Origin of the sequence: Collinsella aerofaciens, assembly GCF_028206995.1 — a bacterium.
Classification (GTDB): domain Bacteria; phylum Actinomycetota; class Coriobacteriia; order Coriobacteriales; family Coriobacteriaceae; genus Collinsella; species Collinsella aerofaciens_AQ.
On sequence record NZ_JAQLFL010000003.1, the window covers coordinates 40,205 to 60,265 of the forward strand.

The 20,061-nt window shown below is 60.3% G+C and carries 20 protein-coding genes; 11 read left to right on the plus strand and 9 right to left on the minus strand.

Going from position 1 to position 20,061, the window contains the following annotated elements:
- Positions 1–46: 46 nt before the first annotated feature.
- The 5 genes from PMX60_RS03275 (at position 47) to PMX60_RS03295 (ending at position 4,093) form a co-directional block, all read left to right on the plus strand.
- Positions 47–670, plus strand: a complete 624-nt coding sequence (locus PMX60_RS03275) for a flavodoxin family protein (protein ID WP_195544244.1) — start codon at positions 47–49, stop codon at positions 668–670.
- A 17-nt stretch (positions 671–687) separates the two neighbouring features.
- Positions 688–1,029 carry an arsenate reductase family protein gene (locus PMX60_RS03280; protein ID WP_271746872.1) on the plus strand — a complete coding sequence of 114 codons (342 nt, stop codon included), beginning with the start codon at positions 688–690 and terminating at the stop codon, positions 1,027–1,029.
- A gap of 86 nt (positions 1,030–1,115) precedes the next feature.
- Positions 1,116–2,246: a GTP-binding protein gene (locus PMX60_RS03285; protein WP_022093958.1), complete on the plus strand. Its 1,131-nt coding sequence runs from the start codon at positions 1,116–1,118 to the stop codon at positions 2,244–2,246.
- Between the two features lie 95 nt (positions 2,247–2,341).
- A complete protein-coding gene (locus PMX60_RS03290) occupies positions 2,342–2,941 on the plus strand; it encodes a tRNA (cytidine(34)-2'-O)-methyltransferase (RefSeq protein WP_271746873.1) in 600 nt (199 codons plus the stop codon).
- 144 nt (positions 2,942–3,085) lie between these two features.
- Complete coding sequence (locus PMX60_RS03295; protein WP_271746874.1) at positions 3,086–4,093, plus strand: ATP-binding protein; 1,008 nt, start codon at positions 3,086–3,088, stop codon at positions 4,091–4,093.
- A gap of 134 nt (positions 4,094–4,227) precedes the next feature.
- On the opposite strand, the gene PMX60_RS03300 is transcribed toward PMX60_RS03295, so the two are convergent.
- The 3 genes from PMX60_RS03300 to PMX60_RS03310 all read right to left on the minus strand — a co-directional run bounded on the left by PMX60_RS03300 (position 4,228) and on the right by PMX60_RS03310 (position 9,949).
- Positions 4,228–6,741: an excinuclease ABC subunit UvrA gene (locus PMX60_RS03300; RefSeq protein WP_465038274.1), complete on the minus strand. Its 2,514-nt coding sequence runs from the start codon at positions 6,739–6,741 to the stop codon at positions 4,228–4,230.
- Complete coding sequence (locus tag PMX60_RS03305; RefSeq protein ID WP_271746876.1) at positions 6,734–7,852, minus strand: AAA family ATPase; 1,119 nt, start codon at positions 7,850–7,852, stop codon at positions 6,734–6,736. The genes PMX60_RS03300 and PMX60_RS03305 overlap by 8 nt, the downstream gene beginning before the upstream one ends.
- Positions 7,853–7,945: 93 nt before the next feature.
- Entirely contained in the window at positions 7,946–9,949 is a 2,004-nt protein-coding gene (locus PMX60_RS03310; RefSeq protein ID WP_271746877.1) for an elongation factor G, read from the minus strand.
- Between the two features lie 245 nt (positions 9,950–10,194).
- On the opposite strand from PMX60_RS03310, the gene mscL reads away from it, so the two are divergent.
- On the plus strand, positions 10,195–10,620 hold the full coding sequence (mscL, locus tag PMX60_RS03315) for a large conductance mechanosensitive channel protein MscL (protein WP_271746878.1): 426 nt from the start codon (positions 10,195–10,197) through the stop codon (positions 10,618–10,620).
- A gap of 120 nt (positions 10,621–10,740) precedes the next feature.
- Here the strand turns inward: mscL and PMX60_RS03320 are convergent, their stop codons facing one another.
- Complete coding sequence (locus tag PMX60_RS03320) at positions 10,741–11,229, minus strand: GNAT family N-acetyltransferase (protein WP_271746879.1); 489 nt, start codon at positions 11,227–11,229, stop codon at positions 10,741–10,743.
- A gap of 77 nt (positions 11,230–11,306) precedes the next feature.
- On the opposite strand from PMX60_RS03320, the gene PMX60_RS03325 reads away from it, so the two are divergent.
- A complete protein-coding gene (locus PMX60_RS03325; RefSeq protein ID WP_271746880.1) occupies positions 11,307–11,603 on the plus strand; it encodes a hypothetical protein in 297 nt (98 codons plus the stop codon).
- Between the two features lie 48 nt (positions 11,604–11,651).
- Here PMX60_RS03325 and PMX60_RS03330 read toward each other — a convergent pair whose 3' ends face one another.
- Positions 11,652–12,356: a class I SAM-dependent methyltransferase gene (locus PMX60_RS03330; protein ID WP_271746881.1), complete on the minus strand. Its 705-nt coding sequence runs from the start codon at positions 12,354–12,356 to the stop codon at positions 11,652–11,654.
- Positions 12,357–12,797: 441 nt separating this feature from the next.
- On the opposite strand from PMX60_RS03330, the gene PMX60_RS03335 reads away from it, so the two are divergent.
- The gene (locus PMX60_RS03335; protein WP_271746882.1) at positions 12,798–13,199 is read left to right on the plus strand and encodes a hypothetical protein; all 402 of its coding nucleotides are present in this window, start codon (positions 12,798–12,800) and stop codon (positions 13,197–13,199) included.
- Between the two features lie 128 nt (positions 13,200–13,327).
- On the opposite strand, the gene PMX60_RS03340 is transcribed toward PMX60_RS03335, so the two are convergent.
- Positions 13,328–14,143: a putative RNA methyltransferase gene (locus PMX60_RS03340; RefSeq protein WP_271746883.1), complete on the minus strand. Its 816-nt coding sequence runs from the start codon at positions 14,141–14,143 to the stop codon at positions 13,328–13,330.
- Between the two features lie 151 nt (positions 14,144–14,294).
- Here PMX60_RS03340 and PMX60_RS03345 point away from each other — a divergent pair, with 151 nt between their 5' ends.
- On the plus strand, positions 14,295–15,677 hold the full coding sequence (locus PMX60_RS03345; RefSeq protein ID WP_271746884.1) for an MATE family efflux transporter: 1,383 nt from the start codon (positions 14,295–14,297) through the stop codon (positions 15,675–15,677).
- A 27-nt stretch (positions 15,678–15,704) separates the two neighbouring features.
- Here PMX60_RS03345 and PMX60_RS03350 read toward each other — a convergent pair whose 3' ends face one another.
- Positions 15,705–16,571 carry a LysR family transcriptional regulator gene (locus PMX60_RS03350; RefSeq protein ID WP_271746885.1) on the minus strand — a complete coding sequence of 289 codons (867 nt, stop codon included), beginning with the start codon at positions 16,569–16,571 and terminating at the stop codon, positions 15,705–15,707.
- A gap of 158 nt (positions 16,572–16,729) precedes the next feature.
- On the opposite strand from PMX60_RS03350, the gene PMX60_RS03355 reads away from it, so the two are divergent.
- Positions 16,730–17,632, plus strand: a complete 903-nt coding sequence (locus PMX60_RS03355; RefSeq protein ID WP_271746886.1) for a DMT family transporter — start codon at positions 16,730–16,732, stop codon at positions 17,630–17,632.
- Positions 17,633–17,720: 88 nt separating this feature from the next.
- Positions 17,721–18,446, plus strand: coding sequence for a uracil-DNA glycosylase (locus PMX60_RS03360; RefSeq protein WP_271746887.1), 726 nt, complete (start codon positions 17,721–17,723; stop codon positions 18,444–18,446).
- Between the two features lie 50 nt (positions 18,447–18,496).
- Here PMX60_RS03360 and PMX60_RS03365 read toward each other — a convergent pair whose 3' ends face one another.
- Entirely contained in the window at positions 18,497–19,177 is a 681-nt protein-coding gene (locus PMX60_RS03365; protein WP_196032399.1) for an SDR family NAD(P)-dependent oxidoreductase, read from the minus strand.
- A 9-nt stretch (positions 19,178–19,186) separates the two neighbouring features.
- Positions 19,187–19,909: a VUT family protein gene (locus PMX60_RS03370; protein WP_022093974.1), complete on the minus strand. Its 723-nt coding sequence runs from the start codon at positions 19,907–19,909 to the stop codon at positions 19,187–19,189.
- Positions 19,910–20,061: the final 152 nt, after the last annotated feature.

The window sequence follows — 20,061 nt, forward strand, 5'->3', positions numbered from 1 at the left end:
TGCGATAATCCTCTGCAGAAGTCACCGACAGCAGAGGGAGTTTGTGATGAAGGTTCTTTTGGTCAATGGCAGCCCCAAGGCAAACGGCAACACCGCCCGCGCACTCGCCGAGGTCGCCGAGCAACTCAATGCCGAAGGCATTGATACCGAGGTGTTTCAGCTGGGCACCAAGCCCATTCGCGACTGCATTGGCTGTGGTCAGTGCGGCAAGCTCGATTGCCGCTGCACCTTTGACGATGACGTGGTGAACGAGCTGATCGCTGCCGCCGAGCAGGCAGATGGTTTTGTCTTTGGCTCGCCCGTCTACTATGCGCACCCCAGCGGACGCATCCTTTCGGCCCTCGATCGCGCCTTCTATGCCGGCAGCAAAGCCTTTGCACACAAGCCGGGCGCTGCCGTCGCCGTTGCCCGTCGCGGCGGCACGTCGACCACCTTCGACGTGCTCAATAAGTACTTCACCATCAACCAGATGCCCGTGGTTGCTTCCACGTACTGGAACAACGTGTTTGGCGCCATGCCGGGCGAGGCCGCCCAGGACGCCGAGGGCCTGGCCACCATGCGCAACATCGGCAAGAACATGGCCTGGCTCCTGCATTGTATCGAGGCAGGACAGGCCGCCGGCATCGAAGCCCCCGAAGCCGATCGCGAGCGCACCAACTTCATCAGGTAGAACGGCGGAACAAATACATGAACGTGCAAATTTTTGGCACCAAAAAGTCTTTCGATACCAAGAAGGCTCAGCGTTATTATAAGGAGCGCCGCATTAAGGTGCAGTTTATCGACCTTAAGGAAAAGGAGATGAGCAAGGGCGAGCTCACGAGCGTGATGCAGGCGGTCGGCGGCATCGACAAGCTGCTCAACCCCAAGGCTAAGGACGAGGAGACGCTCGCGCTCATCCAGCACCTCACCCCTAGCCAGCGCTTCGATAAACTGCTCGAGAATCAGCAGGTTCTAGCCGAGCCCATCGTGCGCAACGGCAAAAAGGCCACCGTCGGTTATTGCCCCGATGTGTGGGGAGCCTGGGAGTAGCCTGTGTTATTTGCCGGCGCGTGGGTATAAGAGCAGGCGTTTGGCATAAGATTTAACTGTAAGCCATGTCTAACAAAGGAGGGCACATGCCCAACAAACCCGTGAAGATCATCATGCTTACCGGATACCTCGGTGCCGGCAAGACCACGCTGCTCAACCACATCCTCGCTAACGATGGCGGCATCCGCGCCGCCGTGATCGTCAACGATATCGGCGAGATCAACGTCGACGCCAGCCTTATCGCCGACGGCGGCCTTTCCGAGACCGACGACCTCATCCCGCTCACCAACGGCTGCATCTGCTGCACGCTTTCGGACGACCTTGCTAACCAGCTGCAGGGCATCGCCGATTCGGGCAACTTCGACTACATCATCATCGAGGCTTCGGGCATTTGCGAGCCTATCCCCATCGCCTACACCATCTCGAGCTTCTGCGACGAGGCCAAGGTGGGCGGCGAGCCCAAGCTCGCGCTCGACAACATCGTGGCCGTGGTCGACTGCGCCCGCATGTACGACGAGTTCAACGGCGGCCGCGACCTGCTGGCTGAGGATATCGACGAGGACGACATAGAGAGCCTGCTCATCCAGCAGATCGAGTTCTGCTCCACGCTGATCCTCAACAAGACCGATACCGTGAGCCCTGAGCAAATCGCCGAGCTCAAGGCCATCGTGCGCAGCCTGCAGAAGGACGCCGTGATCGTCGAGGCCCAAAACGGCGAGGTCCCCATGGAGGAGCTGCTCGACACCGACCGCTTCGACTTTATGCGCGCCTACAACTCCGCCGCCTGGATCGAGGCCATGGAGCATCCCGAGGAGCACGACGACCCCGAGGTGCTCGAGTACGACATCGAGACCTTTGTGTACTCGCGCCGCAAGCCGTTTGACCTGCAGAAGTTCACCAATTTTGTTGAGCAGGAGTGGCCCGACGAGGTCATTCGCGTCAAGGGCCCGCTGTGGCAGACCGGCGATCCGGACATGTGCTACATGTTTGAGCAGGCCGGCCACCAGATGCGCCTGATGGAGAACGGCCTGTTTGTCGACTCGGCGCCCGAGGGCGAGAAGCAGAAGATCATCGACGAGAACCCCGAGATCATGCAGATTTGGGACGACGAGACGGGCGACCGTATGACGAGCCTGTGCATCATCGGCCGTCACATGGACAAGGATGCGCTCATCGCCTCCCTCGATGCCTGCCTGACCGACTGGCACCGCGCCTAGGTTTATCCAAGCGGGCATTTGTCCGCCTACGTAACCGCCAAACCACCACGAAGGTGCCCTTCGTGGTGGTTTTTCGTTCTATGCCAAGGAGATTCATGTTCAACATTGTGCTGTATGCGCCCGAGATTCCGGCCAATACGGGCAATATCGGCCGCACCTGCGTGGTTACCGGCGCCCGCCTACATCTGGTGGAGCCACTGGGCTTTTCGCTCGACGACAAGACAGTACGTCGCGCCGGCCTGGGCTACTGGCAAAACTTGGACGTGACCACCTATGCCGGCTGGGAGGATTTCCTTGCGCGCAACGACCTCTCCCCCGCCGACGAGCGCCTGCACTTGCTGACCAAAAAGGCGCGCCGTACCTATGCGCAAAGCACCTACCGCGACGGCGACTTTTTGGTCTTTGGCAGCGAGAGCTCGGGCATTCCCGAGCCACTGCTTGCCGCGGCGCCCGAGCGTTGCGAGCGCATCCCCATGCTGCGCGATTGCGACTCACTCGATAACGCCGAGGCTTGGGAAGCTCACGAGGAATCGCTGGGGCATACCGAGGACAGCCACGAGGCCATCCTTCAACAGGATATCTGCGGCAACTTCGTCAACCCGGACGACTACCGCATCAGCGCTCTCAACCTCTCCAACAGTGCCGCCATCGTCCTCTACGAAGCCCTGCGCCAAACAGGCTTTCCGGGAATGTGACAAAGGGACTGTCCCTTTGTCACATTCAAGCGCCACGCCGATGGCACACACGCCTAATCGATGCTCTAGATAAAGAGCCCTCACTTTTAATCAGAATTAACTAAAGTAAAATGAAGTTAAATGGCGGTGTGAAAGGAGAGCCTTGTGAAATATCTCGAGAACCCGTTTACCCCCAGTTTTGGTGAGGTTCCTGCCCATCTCGCTGGCAGACAACAGATTATTCGGGATTTGGACCGTGCCTTCTTGAGCCAGCGCAGGCGCCCAGAATTGACCTCGATCTTCTCAGGCGCGCGTGGAACCGGTAAAACCGCTCTCATGTCGTCGCTCGCGACAAGGGCGGAATCCCACGGCTGGATAGCCGTAAAGACAACCGCACTCCCGGGAATGCTTGAGGAAATCGAGTTCGGGGCGAAACGCGCCGCAGCCCATCTCATCGACTCGTCCAACCACTTCGAAGTCACCGGTCTCGGAATTGCACCGCTCGGCAGCATCGAAGTCAGTCGCGTTCACGATGCCTCAACCTGGCGTTATCGCATGAGCGACATCATCGACCAGCTCAACGAGGCGGGCACCGGTCTGCTCGTCACGGTTGACGAGGTGGACCCGACACTCGACGAGATGATTCAGCTCGCAGCGACGTATCAGCACTTTGTGACCGATGGGAAACGCGTCGCCCTGCTCATGGCGGGACTTCCCAACAACGTCTCGACGTTGCTGAACCACAAGACGGTCTCGTTCCTTCGCCGCGCCCAACAATATCATCTGGGTCGCATTGCCGACTATGACGTACGCGAGGCCTTGATTCGCACAATCCAGGAAAACGATCGCCTGGCAGATGCTGAGGGAATCGATAGAGCCGTTCGCTCGATCTCTGGTTTTCCCTTCCTATTGCAACTCGTAGGCTACCGTGCCTGGGATCTCACAAGCGATTCGAAGGAAATCTCGTCGCGCGCGACTTTGACCTGGGAATCAAAATCGCGCGCGACGAGATGGACGACCGAATCCTCGCGGCAACCTATCGGGAACTCACTGCAGAGGACAAGCGATTCCTCATCGCCATGCTCGATGACGAGGAAGAGTCCACCACCGCTGACCTTGTCGAGCGCCTTATGCGTTCGCCGCAGCAGGTCTCCCGCTACCGACGCCGCATGATAGATGCCGGCATCATCGGGGAACGAGGACGAGGGCTCGTCGCATTTGAATTGCCATTCTTCCGCGACTATCTCGCGGCTCAATGCGTGAAATAGAAGTCAATGTGACAAAGGGGTGCCCCTTTGTCACATCGTCTATAGATAGCGACCAGTAACGCTCTTGGGGCAGGCAGCGATATCCGCCGGCGTACCGGCGCAGACGATTTGCCCACCGGCGTCGCCACCGCCTGGGCCCATGTCAATCACATAGTCGGCGTTACGGATAAGGTCGAGGTCGTGCTCAATCACAATCACCGTGGCGCCCTTGGCAACGAGGCCATCAAACACGCTCAGCAACACCTGAACATCGAGCGGATGTAGTCCGATCGTGGGCTCGTCGAACACAAATACGGCATCGTCCTGCACACGACCCATCTCGCTCGCGAGCTTAAGGCGTTGTGCCTCGCCGCCCGAGAGTGCCGGCGTGGGCTCACCAAGCGTGAGATAGCCCAAGCCCAGGTCGTGCAAGGTCTGCAAACGCATCTGAACTTTCTTGAGCCCCACCGTGGCGTCGAGGGCCTCATCCACACTCATGTCCATGAGCTGCGGCAACGTAAGCAGACTCCCGTCCTTGCCCTCGCGATGGATATGCGAAGCCGCGTCTGCATAACGTGAGCCGCGACATGCCGGGCAGACGATCTCGACATCGGGCAAAAACTGCACGTCGAGCGATATCGAGCCCGTGCCGTCACACGTAGGGCAGCGCAAGGCGCCGGTGTTGTAGCTAAAGGCGCCCGCCTTGTAGCCGGCTGCCTTGGCCTCGGGCGTACGGGCAAAGGCGCGGCGCAGCTCATCATGGATGTCGGCATAAGTCGCTACCGTCGAGCGCACGTTGGCGCCGATGGGCGTAGCGTCAATCAGGTTTGCGCGGGCAATACCCTCGGCATCGACCCAACGCACGTGCCCCGGCAGGCGCTCGCCAGCTGCCTGCGCCTTGAGTGCCGGGATGAGCGTCTCGAGCACCAACGTCGTCTTGCCCGAACCCGAAACACCCGTAACCGCAACCAAGCGACCGCGCGGGATATCGACTTCGAGCGGCTTGACGGTATGGATGGCACCGGTTGCCATGCGGATATGGCCCTGGTCGAACATTTCGTCGTCAGTCACCTGCGGACGCAAGCGCTTGGGCTCGGCGCGCAAAAACGGCGCGATGCGACTGCTCTGCGATTGCTCGACCTCGTCTACCGTACCAGCGGCGATTACATTGCCGCCGCCTGCTCCGGCAACGGGGCCCATCTCAACCAGATAGTCGGCTTCCGCCAGTACGCGCGTATCGTGGTCGACAACAACCACGGTGTTGCCGTCATCCACCAGATCGCGCATCACGCCCACCAGGCCGTCGACATTGGCAGGATGCAGGCCGATCGAAGGCTCGTCCAGCACATAAAGCACGCCCGTCGATCGGTTGCGCACCACGCGAGCAAGCTGTACGCGCTGGCGCTCACCCGTGGAGAGCGTGGCACCGGCGCGATCGAGTGAAAGGTAATCGAGACCCAGGTCGACCAGACGACGGGCCGCGCTCAAAAACGAATCGCAGATATCCGTCGCCATGGGCCGCATCTCGGGCGGCAAGGATGCGGGCACCCCGCGCACCCACTCAATCGCCCCGCCCAGCGTCATGGCCGCCGCTTGCGCCAGATTGATACCGCGCACCTGGGGCTGGCGCGCAGCCTCGGAGAGACGCGTGCCGCCGCAATCGCGGCATGCTCCCTCGCGCAAAAAGCGCGCAACGCGTTTTAAACCCTTATCGTCCTTGACCTTGGCGAGCGCATTCTCGACGGTATAGACGGCGTTGTAATAGGTGAAGTCGAGCGGCGTGGCGCCCTCACCGTTTTTGGGAACGTAGAGAATGTGCTTCTTAACCGCCGGACCATGAAACACGATGTCGCGCTCTTGAGGCGTGAGCTGGTTAAACGGCACGTCGGTGCGTACGCCCATCTCACCTGCCACCTGCTTCATCAGATCCCACATGAGCGTACCCCAGGGAAGCACCGCGCCCTCGTTGATAGTCTTTGACTCGTCGGGCACCAGGCTCGCTTCGTCCACCTCGCGCATGACACCGGTGCCGCCACATGTGGGGCATGCACCGCCGCTATTGAAAGCCAAATCCTCGGCACTCGGCGCGTAGAACTCGCGGCCGCATGTCGGACACGTGAGCGACAGGCCAGCCGCTACGTTAAGGCTCGGCTCCACACGCGCCCCGCAATGCGGGCACACGTGATGGGCACAGCGGCTAAAGAGTAGGCGCAGGCTGTTGTTGAGCTCGGTCATGGTGCCAAAGGTAGAGCGCACGCCCGGCACGCTCGGACGCTGGTGTAGCGCGAGCGCTGCCGGCACGTGCAGCACCTCGTCCACCTGGGCGTGTTCGGCCTGCGTTAGGCGACGTCGAGTATAGGTGCTGAGTGCTTCCAAGTAGCGACGCGAGCCCTCGGCATAAAGAACCCCCAGCGCCAGCGAACTCTTGCCCGAACCCGACACGCCGGCAATGCCCACGAGCTTTCCCAGCGGAATATCGATATCGATGTCTTTAAGGTTATGAACGCGCGCGCCACGCACCTCGATAGCCTGCGGGCTCATCTTCTGTTCCGTCACCTTTATCACCCTACTCATGCCATAAAACTCGATCGCGAACGTACGCGCCCAGCATGGGCACGGTAAACCGGACGAGGCCGTATCCGGCAGCCTCGATGACGCGCTCGCGAATCAGGCTTGCGCGATATTTACTCGCCCAGCTCTGGGTACGATCACAACGCTCAATGATATCCGCCGTGCGCGTCGGTTTGTTCTCGTCAACCGCCATAGCCTCGATAAAAAGGCGCTGTGGACTGCGCAGCCCGTAATACAGGGGCGCGTCAACCGCTTCGTAGAACTCGGAGACGGCATCCGCATGGCCATCCTCGACATCGCGCCTTTCGATGACCTGCGAGCCACGCCGGACAGCAGACCGCCACATGTAATATCCCACCAGCTGAACCATGTAGGGATGCCCCATGCTCTTGCGCGCCGCAAGGTCCGCCGTCTCCGCGTCAACGTAAAGACCAGCGTCTTTGACCGTCTGGATATACGAATCGCGCACCTTGGGCAAAGATATTGCCCCCAATGTACGCTGTTGGGCCCGCCGCAAAAACGTCACGCTCGGCTCTTCGAGCAAGTCGTCAACCATACTGGGTAAACCGGCGAACACCAGCGCAAGACCGCGCTGGTCGCTATCGGACAAGCCCGTGTCATCCTGGTCTCCGAGCACCTGCTGATAGAGAACGGCGAGAGCCGCCAGTTCCTCGATAGACGCAGACTGCGCCTCGTCAATCGCAAACAGTATGCCCTTGCCTGGACCGAGCTTCTTGAGGCGCTCGTTGACCAGCCCTCGTAACGTTTCACCCTTTGCTCGCGCCGCCTCGACCGACATCCGGCCAAACGACGGACCGAACTCCATTGACGTCACAACGGGTTTATTCGAGCGAAGCGCATCGGCCAGGCGGTCGCATAAGCCAAGCGAAGCGGAATCGGAGATAACCGCCCATCCACGCTCGCTGGCTAGACGTTGCAGCTCCCGCAGGAGAACCGTTTTGCCGCAGCCGCGGTTTCCCGTAATGAGCATGAGCCTACCCGGCGCTCCGGCGCCGTTGTCGAGCCCTTCCTCAAAATCTTCGATGACCGGCTCTCGACCGATGAGCATCGGAGGCCGCTTGCCTGCCGTTGGCTTAAAGGGATTTGGATTCATGTCGGCCTCCTCTGATCGGTAAACCCTGGTAACAGTTATACCAACTTATACCGAATTATACCAATTTAATGCGGCAAAGAGTCTGACCCTCTATCACCTATGGCCGAAAAACTCGGCATCCGCCGCTCGCCAGGGGCGGAAGGTGGCGGGATCGACCTTGACGTGCGCCGTGGCGGGTACGTCGTACCATTTGACCGTGTAGCCGGCGCCGTGAGAGCAAAAGACCGAGTCAGGCGTGTTGGGCAGATCGGCCTCGGGCTCATAGGCGGCCGTCTCGATTACGCGCTCGGCATCATGACAAGCCGCATAGCCGGCAAACTCTAGGTACAGATGACCGCGACCGCTCGTGTAGGCAGCCACCTCCAGCGCGTAATCCTGCACCTCAGATGCCGGCACGCGACCCACAAGCTTCGCCCGGTCTCCCGCCATCGTCGGCGGCTCGTACTCGGCACCCATACGCGTGGCATCCGAGAGCGCCCGACCCACGCACTCCCCCGGCACCTCGAGCTCAAAGCGATACCACGGCTCCAACAGCACCGCCGCGCCGGCCTCGCGCGCCCGCATCAAACCCTGGCGAATCGCGCGGTACGTGGCCTGGCGAAAATCGCCGCCCTCGGTGTGCTTGGCATGCGCACGGCCGCCCGTGAGTGTAATGCGCACATCGGTGATGGGCGAGCCGGTCAGCACGCCCAGGTGATCGCGCTCCATGGCGTTGGTGAGTGCCAAACGCTGCCAGTTAAGATCGAGCTCGTCGGTCGAGGCCACGGTACCAAACTGCACGCCCGAGCCCGCCGGCAACGGCTCCAGACGTAGATGCACCTCAGCATAGTGACGCAGTGGCTCAAAGTGGCCCACGCCCTCGACCGGCTGCGAAATAGTCTCCTTATAGAGGATGCCGCCGGGCTCAAACTCGACCGCAAGGCCAAAACGATCGGCCAGCACTCGCTGCACGACCTCGAGCTGCACGGCGCCCATCAACTGCAAATGAATCTGCTCAAGATGAGTGTTCCAGCTTACGCCGAGCATGGGATCTTCGTCCGCCAACTCAGTCAGTGCTTTGAACACCGCGTGGACATCGTGTTCGCCCGGAAGCACCGTATAGGTGAGGACCGGCGCAATGACGGGCGCATCGCACGCGGGTTCCGCGCCCAGGGCGTCCCCTGGGCGAACGTGCGCAAGGCCCGTCACGGCACAAATGCCGCCAGCAGCAACTTCTTGGGCAAGCTCATACTTCTCGCCGTTATAGATGCGTACCTGATCGACCTTCTGCTCCCATGCCTCGGCACCGGAACGTCCGTTAATCGCCTGTTTGGCATGCAGCGTGCCGCCGGTCACTTTAACCCAAGCCAAGCGCTCGCCGCGGTCCCCGCGGCTGACGCGATAGACGCGGGCGGCAAACTCCGGGAGCCACGCCTGTTCGCGCATCAGCGCGCATATACCATCCAACAGCTCGTCCACACCTTGGTCCTTGAGCGCCGAGCCGGCAAAGCAGGGAAAGAGCTTGCGCTCAGCAACCATGCGCGACAGCGTCGCGGAGGAAAGCTCACCCGCCTCAAGAAACTCCTCGAGCGCCGCCTCGTCTAACGCAGCAGCATCCTCCTGAACGGTGCCGCCCGCCAGCAGTTCGTTGGCATCCAGGCAGCCCTCGGAAAGACGCTGCCCAAGCTGTGCCAGCAAAACATCGCGGCCGGGATTCTCCAAATCGATCTTGTTGATAAAGATGAACGTCGGGATGTCATAGCGCGCAAGCAGGCGCCACAGGGTTTCGGTGTGCCCCTGTACGCCATCGTTGGCGCCTACCACCAGAATCGCGTAGTCCAGGGCACGCAGCGTGCGCTCCGCCTCGGCAGAAAAATCGACATGCCCCGGTGCATCCACGAGCATGACGCGGGCATCGCCGTGGTCGAACACGGCCTGCGACGAGAAAATCGTGATGCCACGCTCACGCTCGATCGCGTTAGTGTCCAGATGCGAATCGCCATCGTCCACGCGGCCGCGCTTGCGAATGCGGCCCGCGTTAAACAGCATGGCCTCGGCCAGCGTGGTCTTGCCGGCATCGACATGCGCCAAGATTCCAACGACCGCTTGCTTCGACATGGCTCTCCTCTTATTGCAAGCCCATCGCACGCGGCAACAGGCACCCTCGTTCCACACTGGATGATACAATTTACGGGCCGGCGGGCGAAGCGGGCCCTATCCCCCGACCGAGCTCATCGCCCCGCGTTGCCGCGCGGCGATTTTCGTAGGTTCGCGCCTTGCGAAAGCCGGCACCTCCCCTTTTTGTCTGCCCTGGTTCATCTGGGACAGTAACAACGCGAACCTCACAACAGCGAGGAGCCACCATGAAGGCATTGCTCAACGAGTTCAAGGAATTCATTAATCGCGGCAACGTGATAGACATGACCGTCGGCGTGATTATCGGCGGCGCATTCACCGCCATCGTGACCTCGCTTACCGACAACATCATCAACCCGCTTATCTCCGTGATTGCCGGCGGCAGCGCCACCGAGATCTCGGGGCTGGTGGTGCCAGGAACCAATATCGACTTTGGAGCGTTCATTGGCGCGTGCATCAACTTTTTAATTGTCGCCGCCATCGTCTTTGCCATCGTCAAGGCGTTTAACAAGGCGCAGGAGATTGGCGATAAGCTGGCCGGCACCACCACCGAGGAAGCCGCACCGGCGCCCGTCTGCCCGTATTGTCTGGAAGAGGTGCACGAAGGCGCGACCAAGTGTTGTCACTGCGGAAGTGAGCTGCCCAGGGAATAGTCGCGTAGACACAGCACTATCAACCACACGGCAAGCACCCCAGGCGCCGCAATCAACTGAATTTGGCCCCGTTTGGGGCCATTTGTCGTTCGAGTGAATTGTTGCCATGAGGCCCGGCTTTTACGCCTCGCGCAGCCAATCGAACGCGACACGCGCCGTGCCGTCGGACACATAGACGATACCAGCGCGCTCAAAGCCGGCCTTTATGATGGCACCCTGCATGGGCAGGTTGTCCTGATGCGTGTCGATACGCAGGTGATCGGCACGCTCCTTGGCAAAGGCAAATATCGCGGCCGCTATACCGTGCGCGGTACCGTCGGATGCCACACGGTGCAGCACGGCGTACGGAGTGTCGCTATGCCATTGACCGTCCTCAATTACGTCATAGCACTCGTCCGGGCCGGGCAAAAAGGCAAACGTCGCCACCACTCGGCCGTCGACTTCGCACACATAGCTGCCACCGGCGGCGATATCGGCAGCCAGCTGCTCGGCAGAAGGCGTGCCCTCGGGCCACTGTGTGGCGTTGCCATGCGCGCGCATAAAGGCGCGGGCCGCGTCATAGATAGCCATAACAGTGGGGATGTCGGTATCGAGGGTTTTTCTGATCATCACGCGGCGACCTCACGTTTATTGGTATCACTTTGATTGGGCAATGATACCAGCGTTTGGAGAGGGGCGCGAAACAGATGGGAAGCAAAAAGCGAGCCGCCTGGTCAAAGGCCAAAAGCGAGTTTTTGGGCGCTGCCACCGGCGGCGATATGAGCGACCTGTTTGCGCGCGAAGACGAGCGCCGCGACGCCCTGAACGCCGAGCGCAATGAAGCCTGGCGCTACAAGTCGTGCGAACGCAAAAACCGTTACGACACGCGCGCCGAGGCCGAGGCCGTTATGGCCGACTGCGAAAACCGCGGGCGGCGTGGTTTGGCCTGCTACAAATGCGAATACTGCGGCGGCTGGCACCTGACGTCGCACCCTTGGAAATAGACCCCACATCGGCACGGCACTGACGGAGCGCCAACCATCGCACGCAAGCTACGGGCGCGGCGGCACCAAAACATCGTAGCGAACGGCCTTGCCCGCAAGTTGATAGCTCGGCTTAACGCCGGCAAGCAGTGGCCCCTTCACCGGTCGCTTGATAACCACCTTGCGCGGATGCACCGCAAGCGCAGCTTCGACCAGCGTCTCCTCATCGGCGCACGGCTGTTCCAGATGATGCAAGAGTTGGAACTTCTTTTTAACCGCCGCGCTCTTGGTGCGCCCGGGAAACATGGGGTCCAGATACACCACGTCGGGAGCGGTGAGCTCGCTCTGCCCGATCAGCTCAGCTGTATGGCGAAGGCCGGCAATGCTGTCCTCGCCCGCATGTAAGCGCATGCGCGCCACGGCTGTCGCAAGCGCCGGATCATCTGCCGCGCGATCCAAGGCATCCTTGAGGAGCGCCGCGATCACGCAATCCTGTTCATACAGATCGACGGTAAAGCCCGCGGCCGCCAACAGCAGCGAATCCTCGCCAAAGCCTGCCGTAGCGTCAATCGCCCATGGTCGCTCGATGCCCTTTGTGCGCGCAGCCTTCACCAACAGCTCTTGTTGCAGACGGCCCTGCTTGAGTCGCGGCAGCATGCGGCCAAAATCGGCACGCAGCTCCATCGTGCCGTCGGTGAGCGTGAGGCCCTCGGGCTTCCCGGTCAGCTCAAGCCCCGCGGCCCGAGCAACAGAAAAGGGATCGACGACGTCCATGGGTACTCCTTAGCAAGCAAAACGAATACGCGGGGCGCCGTTTATGCCAGCACCCAACCGTCCGCTATTGTCCCACATGCGACATGGCCCACAGCATCGCAATGCAAAGCACCGCCATCAATCCCGTGCACACGGCAGCGATCACAGAATCACCCATGCGCCTTCCCAACGACCGCGGCTCACGCACTTGCCCTGTTCCGTACATCATGGCTCCTCCTTCGGTCCAACTCTTACCATGGCCCCATCATCGCAGCGCCGCGCATACGCTGCCATCGATTTGACTTACGCCCAGCTTTCCTTTTTGAAAGGTTGGGTTGGGCCGCGCGGGCTCAAAGCGCTTTCAGGCGCATGCATCGCCCCGTTGAACTACAATGTGTTTCACGATATGTGCCGCAACCTGGGTGCGACAGATTCTCCGCGCCCGCATCGAAAGGACCAGCTATGAGCGCCGCTCGCAAGACACTCAAAATCCTTGCCCTGATTTATTTTGTTCTGGGCATCGCCAGTCTCGTCATTGGAATCGCCGGCATCGCGACCGGCAAGCTCGAGTCCACCTACGGATCGAACGCCATGCTCGCCGCGGCCGTGGTTATCGTCAAGGGCCTCATCGATCTCGCCGCGGGCGTTGCGGGCATCAAGGGTGCCAACAAGCCTTCGCAGGTAGACGGAGCGTTTAAGCTCGGTATTGTTGCCGCGGTCGCCACGCTTGCCCAGGCGGTGCTCACGCTTCCCGCGCTCGGCGGCAGCACCGTCAACATCGGCGCCTTTGTCATCGTGGTGTACGACCTGTTCTTTGTTCAGCAGGCACACGCCGTTAAGGCCGAAAACAAGGACCGCCTGTAAGCGCTCGCTTCTCATAACCTCTGCAGCCAAGCAACTAAAAAGGGCCGATCGCGCATCTCCGCGGTCGGCCCTTTACGTTTGTCCAGATAAAACCTACCAAAATAAACCTGTCCCTTTTTGGTAGGTTGTTAGCTGTGGCGATACTCGGCGATGATGAAGTCGATGTCGGTTTGAAGGGTGTCCAAATTTGCCAGGCGCTCTTTGTCGGCAGGGCGCGTGCGATAGTAGTACGGCGTCATCTGGAACACCGCCTCAATGTCGGCCTGCGTCTGGAGCGTAATATTCGCAGATACCCGCTGCGTTCCGACCAACTCGAGCTCGGTAGTCTTCGGCAGTTTCTCGTCATTGAGATATGGCGTGTCGTAGAGCACCTCCTTGAGCCCAAACAGATGACGGGCGCCCGGCACCACGGTGTAGAGCGAGCCCTCGGGCTCCAGTACACGGGCAAACTCGCGCTCGTTAAAGGGAGCAAAGAGTTCAGTCACCATATCGAAGGCGCCATCGGCCACGGGGATATCCTTCATGTTGGCCACAAAATAGGTCGCATCGCCGCGCTTGGCGGCCAGGCGTACCATTTCTTTGCCCAAGTCGAACCCGTAAGCGTCCACGCCCGGCACCGCGCCCATGGCACTCGTGTAATAGCCCTCGCCGCAGCAAATATCGAGCAGCGTCATGGGGCCGCTCGTAGACGCAGCACGCCCAGACACCTGCTTGCGCACCAGCTCAACCATCGCATCGCGCAACGGCGCGTAGTATCCACGGTTCAGAAAATCACGACGACTGCGCGCCTGCGACTTGGGATCGCCCATGGAGTCGCCGCTCTTGGACGAGCGCAGCAGATATAGATAGCCCTCGCGCGCACGGTCAAACCGGTGTCCGCCCGCGCATGCAGCACCGCGCTCATTGTCCACCAACGACTCATGGCAAACGGGACACAACAACATGGCAACTCCTTAGCGCGAACAACACAACGCCCACCATTGTCGCACGCCTTCCCCACCTAGTCATTGGGGACGTTCTTGAATGACTAGTCGATTAGGAGTATCATCGTCTGCGCAAATAAGCACGAAATAGCATGTTAGAGATTGAGAGCGTATGGCCGATACCGTATCTAAGCACATCGACATGACCACCGGCTCGCTGTGGCGCAATATTCCCCTGTTCGCCTTCCCCGTAGCCGCGACGAGCATCTTGGAGCAGCTGTCGAACCTCATCGCCACGGTCATCATCGGCAACTTCTCGGGCGACCAGGGAACCCTCGCCATGGCGGCGGTCGGCTCTAATGTTCCGCTTACCAGTCTTATGCTCAACCTGTTTATCGGCATGTCGCTTGGCTCCAATGTGGTCATCGCCAACGCTATCGGCCGCAACGACCAGAACATGGTCAAACGCGCCGTCCATACCTCGATTCTTATGGCACTTGTGGGCTTTGTTGTCATCGCTCTGGGCGAGGTCTTTGCCGAGCCCATGCTCGCCGCGCTCAACGTTCCCGCCGAGACCATGCCGCTCGCTTCGCTCTATCTACGTGTCTTTTTGCTCAGCATGCCCTCAATCTTGCTTTACAACTTTGAGGCCGCGATCTTCCGCTCCGTCGGCATCACCCGCATGCCGCTGCAGGCGCTTGCCGTGTCCACTGTCCTCAACATTGGCCTGGACCTCATCTTTGTCCCCGTACTCCACTGGGGCGTCGCGGGCGTCGCCATCGCCACCGCCATCGCCTACACCGTCAGTGCCGCCACGCTCTTTATCCGCCTGCTCAAGACCGACTCCGCCGTCCGCGTCACCCCGCGCGACCTGGCTATCGACCCCGTCGCCCTCAAGCGCATCGTCAAGATCGGACTGCCCGCCGGCATCCAAAGCGCCGTCTTTGCCGTCGCCAACATCATCATCCAGTCCGCCATCAACAGCCTGGGCACCGAAGTCATGGCGGCATCGAGCGCCGCCATGAGCCTGGAGTACGTGTGCTACAACCTGCTCAACAGCTTTAGCCAGGCTTGCACCACCTTTGTGGGACAAAACCACGGTGCCCGCCAGATCGACCGCTGCACCAAAACGCTCAAGGTCTGCCTTGTCGAAGGCGGTATCGTTGCACTCACCACGATTATCGTTATTGTCGGCCTGGGGCGCGAAATCTTGTCGCTCTTTAACAGCGATCCCAACATCGTCTCGATCGGCTATATCCGCGTGTGTTCGATCTTCCCGGCGTACGCCTTTAGCATGTTCTACGAAAACATGTCAGGCTACCTGCGCGGCTTTGGTATCTCGCTCACGCCCGCCCTCATCACCATGATCTGCGTCTGCGGCATCCGCTTCTATTGGGTGTTCTGCGTGTTCCCGCACTTCCGCACCTTTGCGAACATTATGATGGTCTACCCCATCAGCCTGGGCACCACGGCGTTCTTTATGGTCGTGGCGGTGCTACTTTGCCACCCGGCACGCACCTATCGCGCCACCCAAGCCAGAGCGACAGCCCGCTAAACACCGCACTCAACGTCACGCCAGTCATTAATTAACAATATGCGAGCTCATATAGTCGATAAAACGCCTCGTGGCGATAGGCATGGTGTCCCAGCTGCGCCAAGCGGCCACCACGTCGCGCGAGGGAGCATGCACGATGGGCCGCACACGAATTTCGGCTCGCATGCCCTCCACAGTACGACGGTAGAGCATGCTCACGCCTAGGCCCTCCTCCACCATCGCCATGATGGTGTAGTCGTCGGTTACCTCACTCGTCACGTGCGGCGACAGGCCATGCGCCGCAAATGCATCGAGCACCAGGCTCTGCTCGCCCTCATCCAGCAGCACAAACGGCTCGGACGCCAAATCGGCGAGCGTCACCTTTTCCTCTGCCGTCAGCGGATGCCCGACAGGCAACAGCGCCACCAACTCGTCGTGATAGACCACACGCTTCTCGAGCCCTGCGGTAAAACCGCGCGCCGTAAAGCAAAAATCAACCACGCCATCGTGCACCCACTGGGCGTTGCGCGTGTAATCGCCCTGCTTGAGGGTAAAGCGTACGCCCGGGTGCAGCGCCCCAAAGTCGCGGATCACGCGCGGCAACACGGTTCGACTCACGTTGGTAAACGTCGCGATACGAATATCAGTCGAGGAGAGCCCCAGCAACTCCTGGCGCTTGCCCTCAAGCTCGGCCTCGGCAGTTACGATCTGTCGCAGATACGGCAGGTACTGCTTGCCGTCGCGCGTAAGCGAAACGCCCTGCTTACCGCGCTCGATAAGCGTGGTACCCAGCTCGCGCTCGAGCGCCTTGACGGCCTGGCTCACCGCACTTTGCGTATAGCCCAGCTCGTCCGCCGCACCCTTAAGACTGCCGCGATCGACCACCATACAAACAATCTGATACCGCGATGCCATCGTGCCTCCACATCGATGTAGCCGTAAAACGTTCTGCCAGGGCTTCTTCTGCCAACATTAGTATTTCTTAATCATACTGAAGATACATTCGCTTTACTACATCCACATCTGAGAGCAGAATCCTTTTTACGAAACCGTTCTGTAACAAAAGGAGTCCCATGGATCGCAAAAAAGCAATCGCGCTCTCATTTTCCGTTCCCGTCGCATGGGGCTTTTCGTACCCCCTCATGAAGATCAGCATGGACAGCATGAACGCCACGAGCATCGTCGCGCTACGCTGCATCATCGCCTTTGTGGCCTGCCTGCTGCTCTTCCATAAGCGCGCTTTCCGCATTAACCGCGACCTGATGGTCCGCGCCGCCATCATCGGCGCCATTATGGCAACCGAGCTCACCTGTATGTGCCTGGGCTCCAGCCTCACCTCTGCCTCCACCGCCGGCTTTTTGCAGAGCCTGACGGTCGTGATCGTGCCGTTTGCCAACGCCGCCCTGCTGCGTCGTGCCCCCGAGCGCAAAGTGCTCATCGGCACCGCCATCGTCACCTGCGGCATGCTGCTGCTCTCGGGCGCCGACTTCACCAGCCTGAATCCGGGCGCGATTATCATGCTACTCTCGGCCTTTATCTATGCCGGCCACATCATTGTGGCGAAGCGCTTTGTCGAAGATGTCGACCCGCTGGCTCTGGGCGTTTGGCAGCTGGGCTTTGGCGGCTTGTTCTCGGGCATCGCCGCATTCGCCTTTGGCGGTTTCACACTTCCCAGTACGCCCAGCGAGATCGTGGTCGTCGTTGCCCTCGCGCTCATCTGCTCTGCCTACGGTTTTATCACCCAGACGCTCGTGCAGCCCCACGTGCCCGCCGAGACCACCGGCTTCGCCTTCTCGCTCGAGCCAGTCTGCTCCGCCGTCTTCTCGTTCTTCCTGGTCGGCGAGGTCCTGAGCCCCATCGCCTTCTTTGGCGCCGCCCTCATCCTCACCGGCGTCATGGTGGCAACCGTCGAGCTTCCGCGCCTCCGCGCACATGGACAGGCTCGCATGGCAGGAGCGCCCGAGCACGTCTCGTAGACCCCGCTCTTCATACAGCCGCGGCATAAAGGCAACCGGTGCGCCTTTACAATAGATGCCAACAGAGCATCTGACGTAAAGGAGCCCCATGGACGCCGCGACCCGCGACCGCAACATAGCAACTTGGTTGGGCGATGCACCGCAGCCGGTACGTGACACTACGAACCAGCTGCTCGAGCGCATCGCCCTTTTGCGTGCCGAGCAGACTATCTACCCGGCACAAGACGACATCCTCAATGCCCTCGCCTACACGCCGGCCGGCCAGGTCAAGGTTGTCATCTTGGGTCAAGACCCCTATCACGGACCCAACCAGGCCATGGGGCTGTCGTTCTCGGTCCCCGCGACGCAAACCAAGTTGCCGCCGAGCCTGCGCAACATCTACAAGGAACTCAATGCCGATCTGGGTTGTCCCATTCCCGCCACAGGAGATTTAACGCCATGGGCACAACAGGGCGTCCTGCTTCTCAACACTACGCTCACCGTGCGCGAGCATGCCGCGAACTCGCACGCCAAGCTGGGCTGGAGCACGCTCACCGACTACGTTATCGAACGCTGCTGCCAGCTGCCTCAACCGGTTGTCTTTTTGGCATGGGGCCGCTTTGCCCAGCAGATGGTCGAGGGCAAGCTCGTCGCAACTGACGCGGGCAAGGCAACCGACAAGTTCTGTCTGGCCTCCACGCACCCCTCGCCGCTTTCGGCCAATCGTGCCACGGCAGAACTCCCCGCCTTTATGGGGTCGCGTCCCTTCTCGGCAGCCAATCGGCTACTCGAACAGCACGGCTCGACCCCCGTCAACTGGACTTGCCTCGGCTAAAAATCGATACATCAAAAACGCGCCCGACGGCTTTCCATCGGGCGCGTTTCCTATTCGGGCCAAATAAATTGCGTGCGGCCGGCCTCGCCGCCATCGATCAACAGACTCTGTCCGGTCATAAACCGGTTGGTCACGCCCACAAAGTAGATCCACTCGGCGATCTCTTGGGCGGTGGCCCAGCGTTTAAGCGGCGTGAGCTCCATAATCTGATTCCACAGGCGCTCGTCTTCCATCACGCAACGGTTGAGCGGCGTGATAACGCCGCCCGGGTCCACACTGTTGGCGATGGCCTGCGGCGCCAGGCGGTTTGCAAGGTTCTTGGTGTACGCGATAACGCCGCCCTTGCTGGCAGCATAGGCAGGAAACTCCGATCCCGTATGCCCGCTCGCCGACCCCACATTGACCACGGATTGGATAGCCGGCACCGGCTTGGCGGCAAGCCCCTCCCCCGCAAAGGCGTAGCGCTCGGTCACGTTGATGGTGCCATACAGGTTGGCGGCGATGTCATCGGCCGAATCCTGCGTACCGGCAACGTTCACGATCACCTGGGGTTCAAGGTCGCCTGGAAACGAGCCCGGCTCGCGGACATCAACGATCAGATGGCGGTAGCGCTCGTGTTCGACCGCCGCCGGCAGCAGATCAAAGCCCACAACCTCGTGGCCCTCGTCCAAAAAGCGCTGCACGCATGCAGCTCCGATACCGCCCGAAGCGCCCGTGATCAAAACCCGCATACTTGCTCCTTAGGCGGTTGCGTGGCGCTCGAGGTACTCGGAGCCCACATTCTCGCGCTCCCAGCCGCGCACGACCTTGTAGCCCACAGGGCTCAGGAAGACCTCGCATAGCAGCTCGGCAACAGCACCCGTCAGCGAGCACATAAGGACCTGCACCCAGGTCCAACCAAAGAACGTGTGGCTCACTACAATGGCAAAGACCAGGTTGTCGATAAACTGGCCAACACCCGTAGACACATAGGAGCGGAAGGCAAAGCTCGCAAAGTTATTCTTTTTGAGCATACGGCCAAGCGACTGGTTGAGCGTGGAGTTAACCACGGCAGAAACGAGCATTGCCAGCGAAGAGCCCAGCACCACGTACCAGGTGCCACCGATGGTGGCGTTAAGGGCGGTGTTGACCTCGATCATGCCCGTGTCGTAGTAAGCGCCCCACATGCCGGGCGTGAGCGAGCACGCCCAAAAGCACAGGCTGACGGCGAGGTTGACCAGCAGCGCGAGGATAGAGATTTTGATGGATGCCTTGGCGCCAAAGCGCTTGCAGATCATGTCCTGGCACAAAAACGAGACCCAGCTCACCACAAAGCCGCAATCGAGTGCCAGATACGGCAAGCTGATAAGCTCTTTGTTGGCCAGCAGGTTCATCATGATGACGCTCACGAAAAACAGCGAAACCGTTGCCGCGGGAATGCTCCGCAACAGGACCTTGTAGTCCTCCATGACCTTCTTGATCATTATGTACTCCTTTGGTTTTAGGTTTAACGAGCAGGATATCGGACCCGAACTGCTCGGACGCCCCGGTCTTGAGACGACGGTGGGTATGATAGCCGCTCACACGGCATCAGGCAAGCAAACGGCGCGGCAGCCCCGCAGGGCCACCGCGCCGA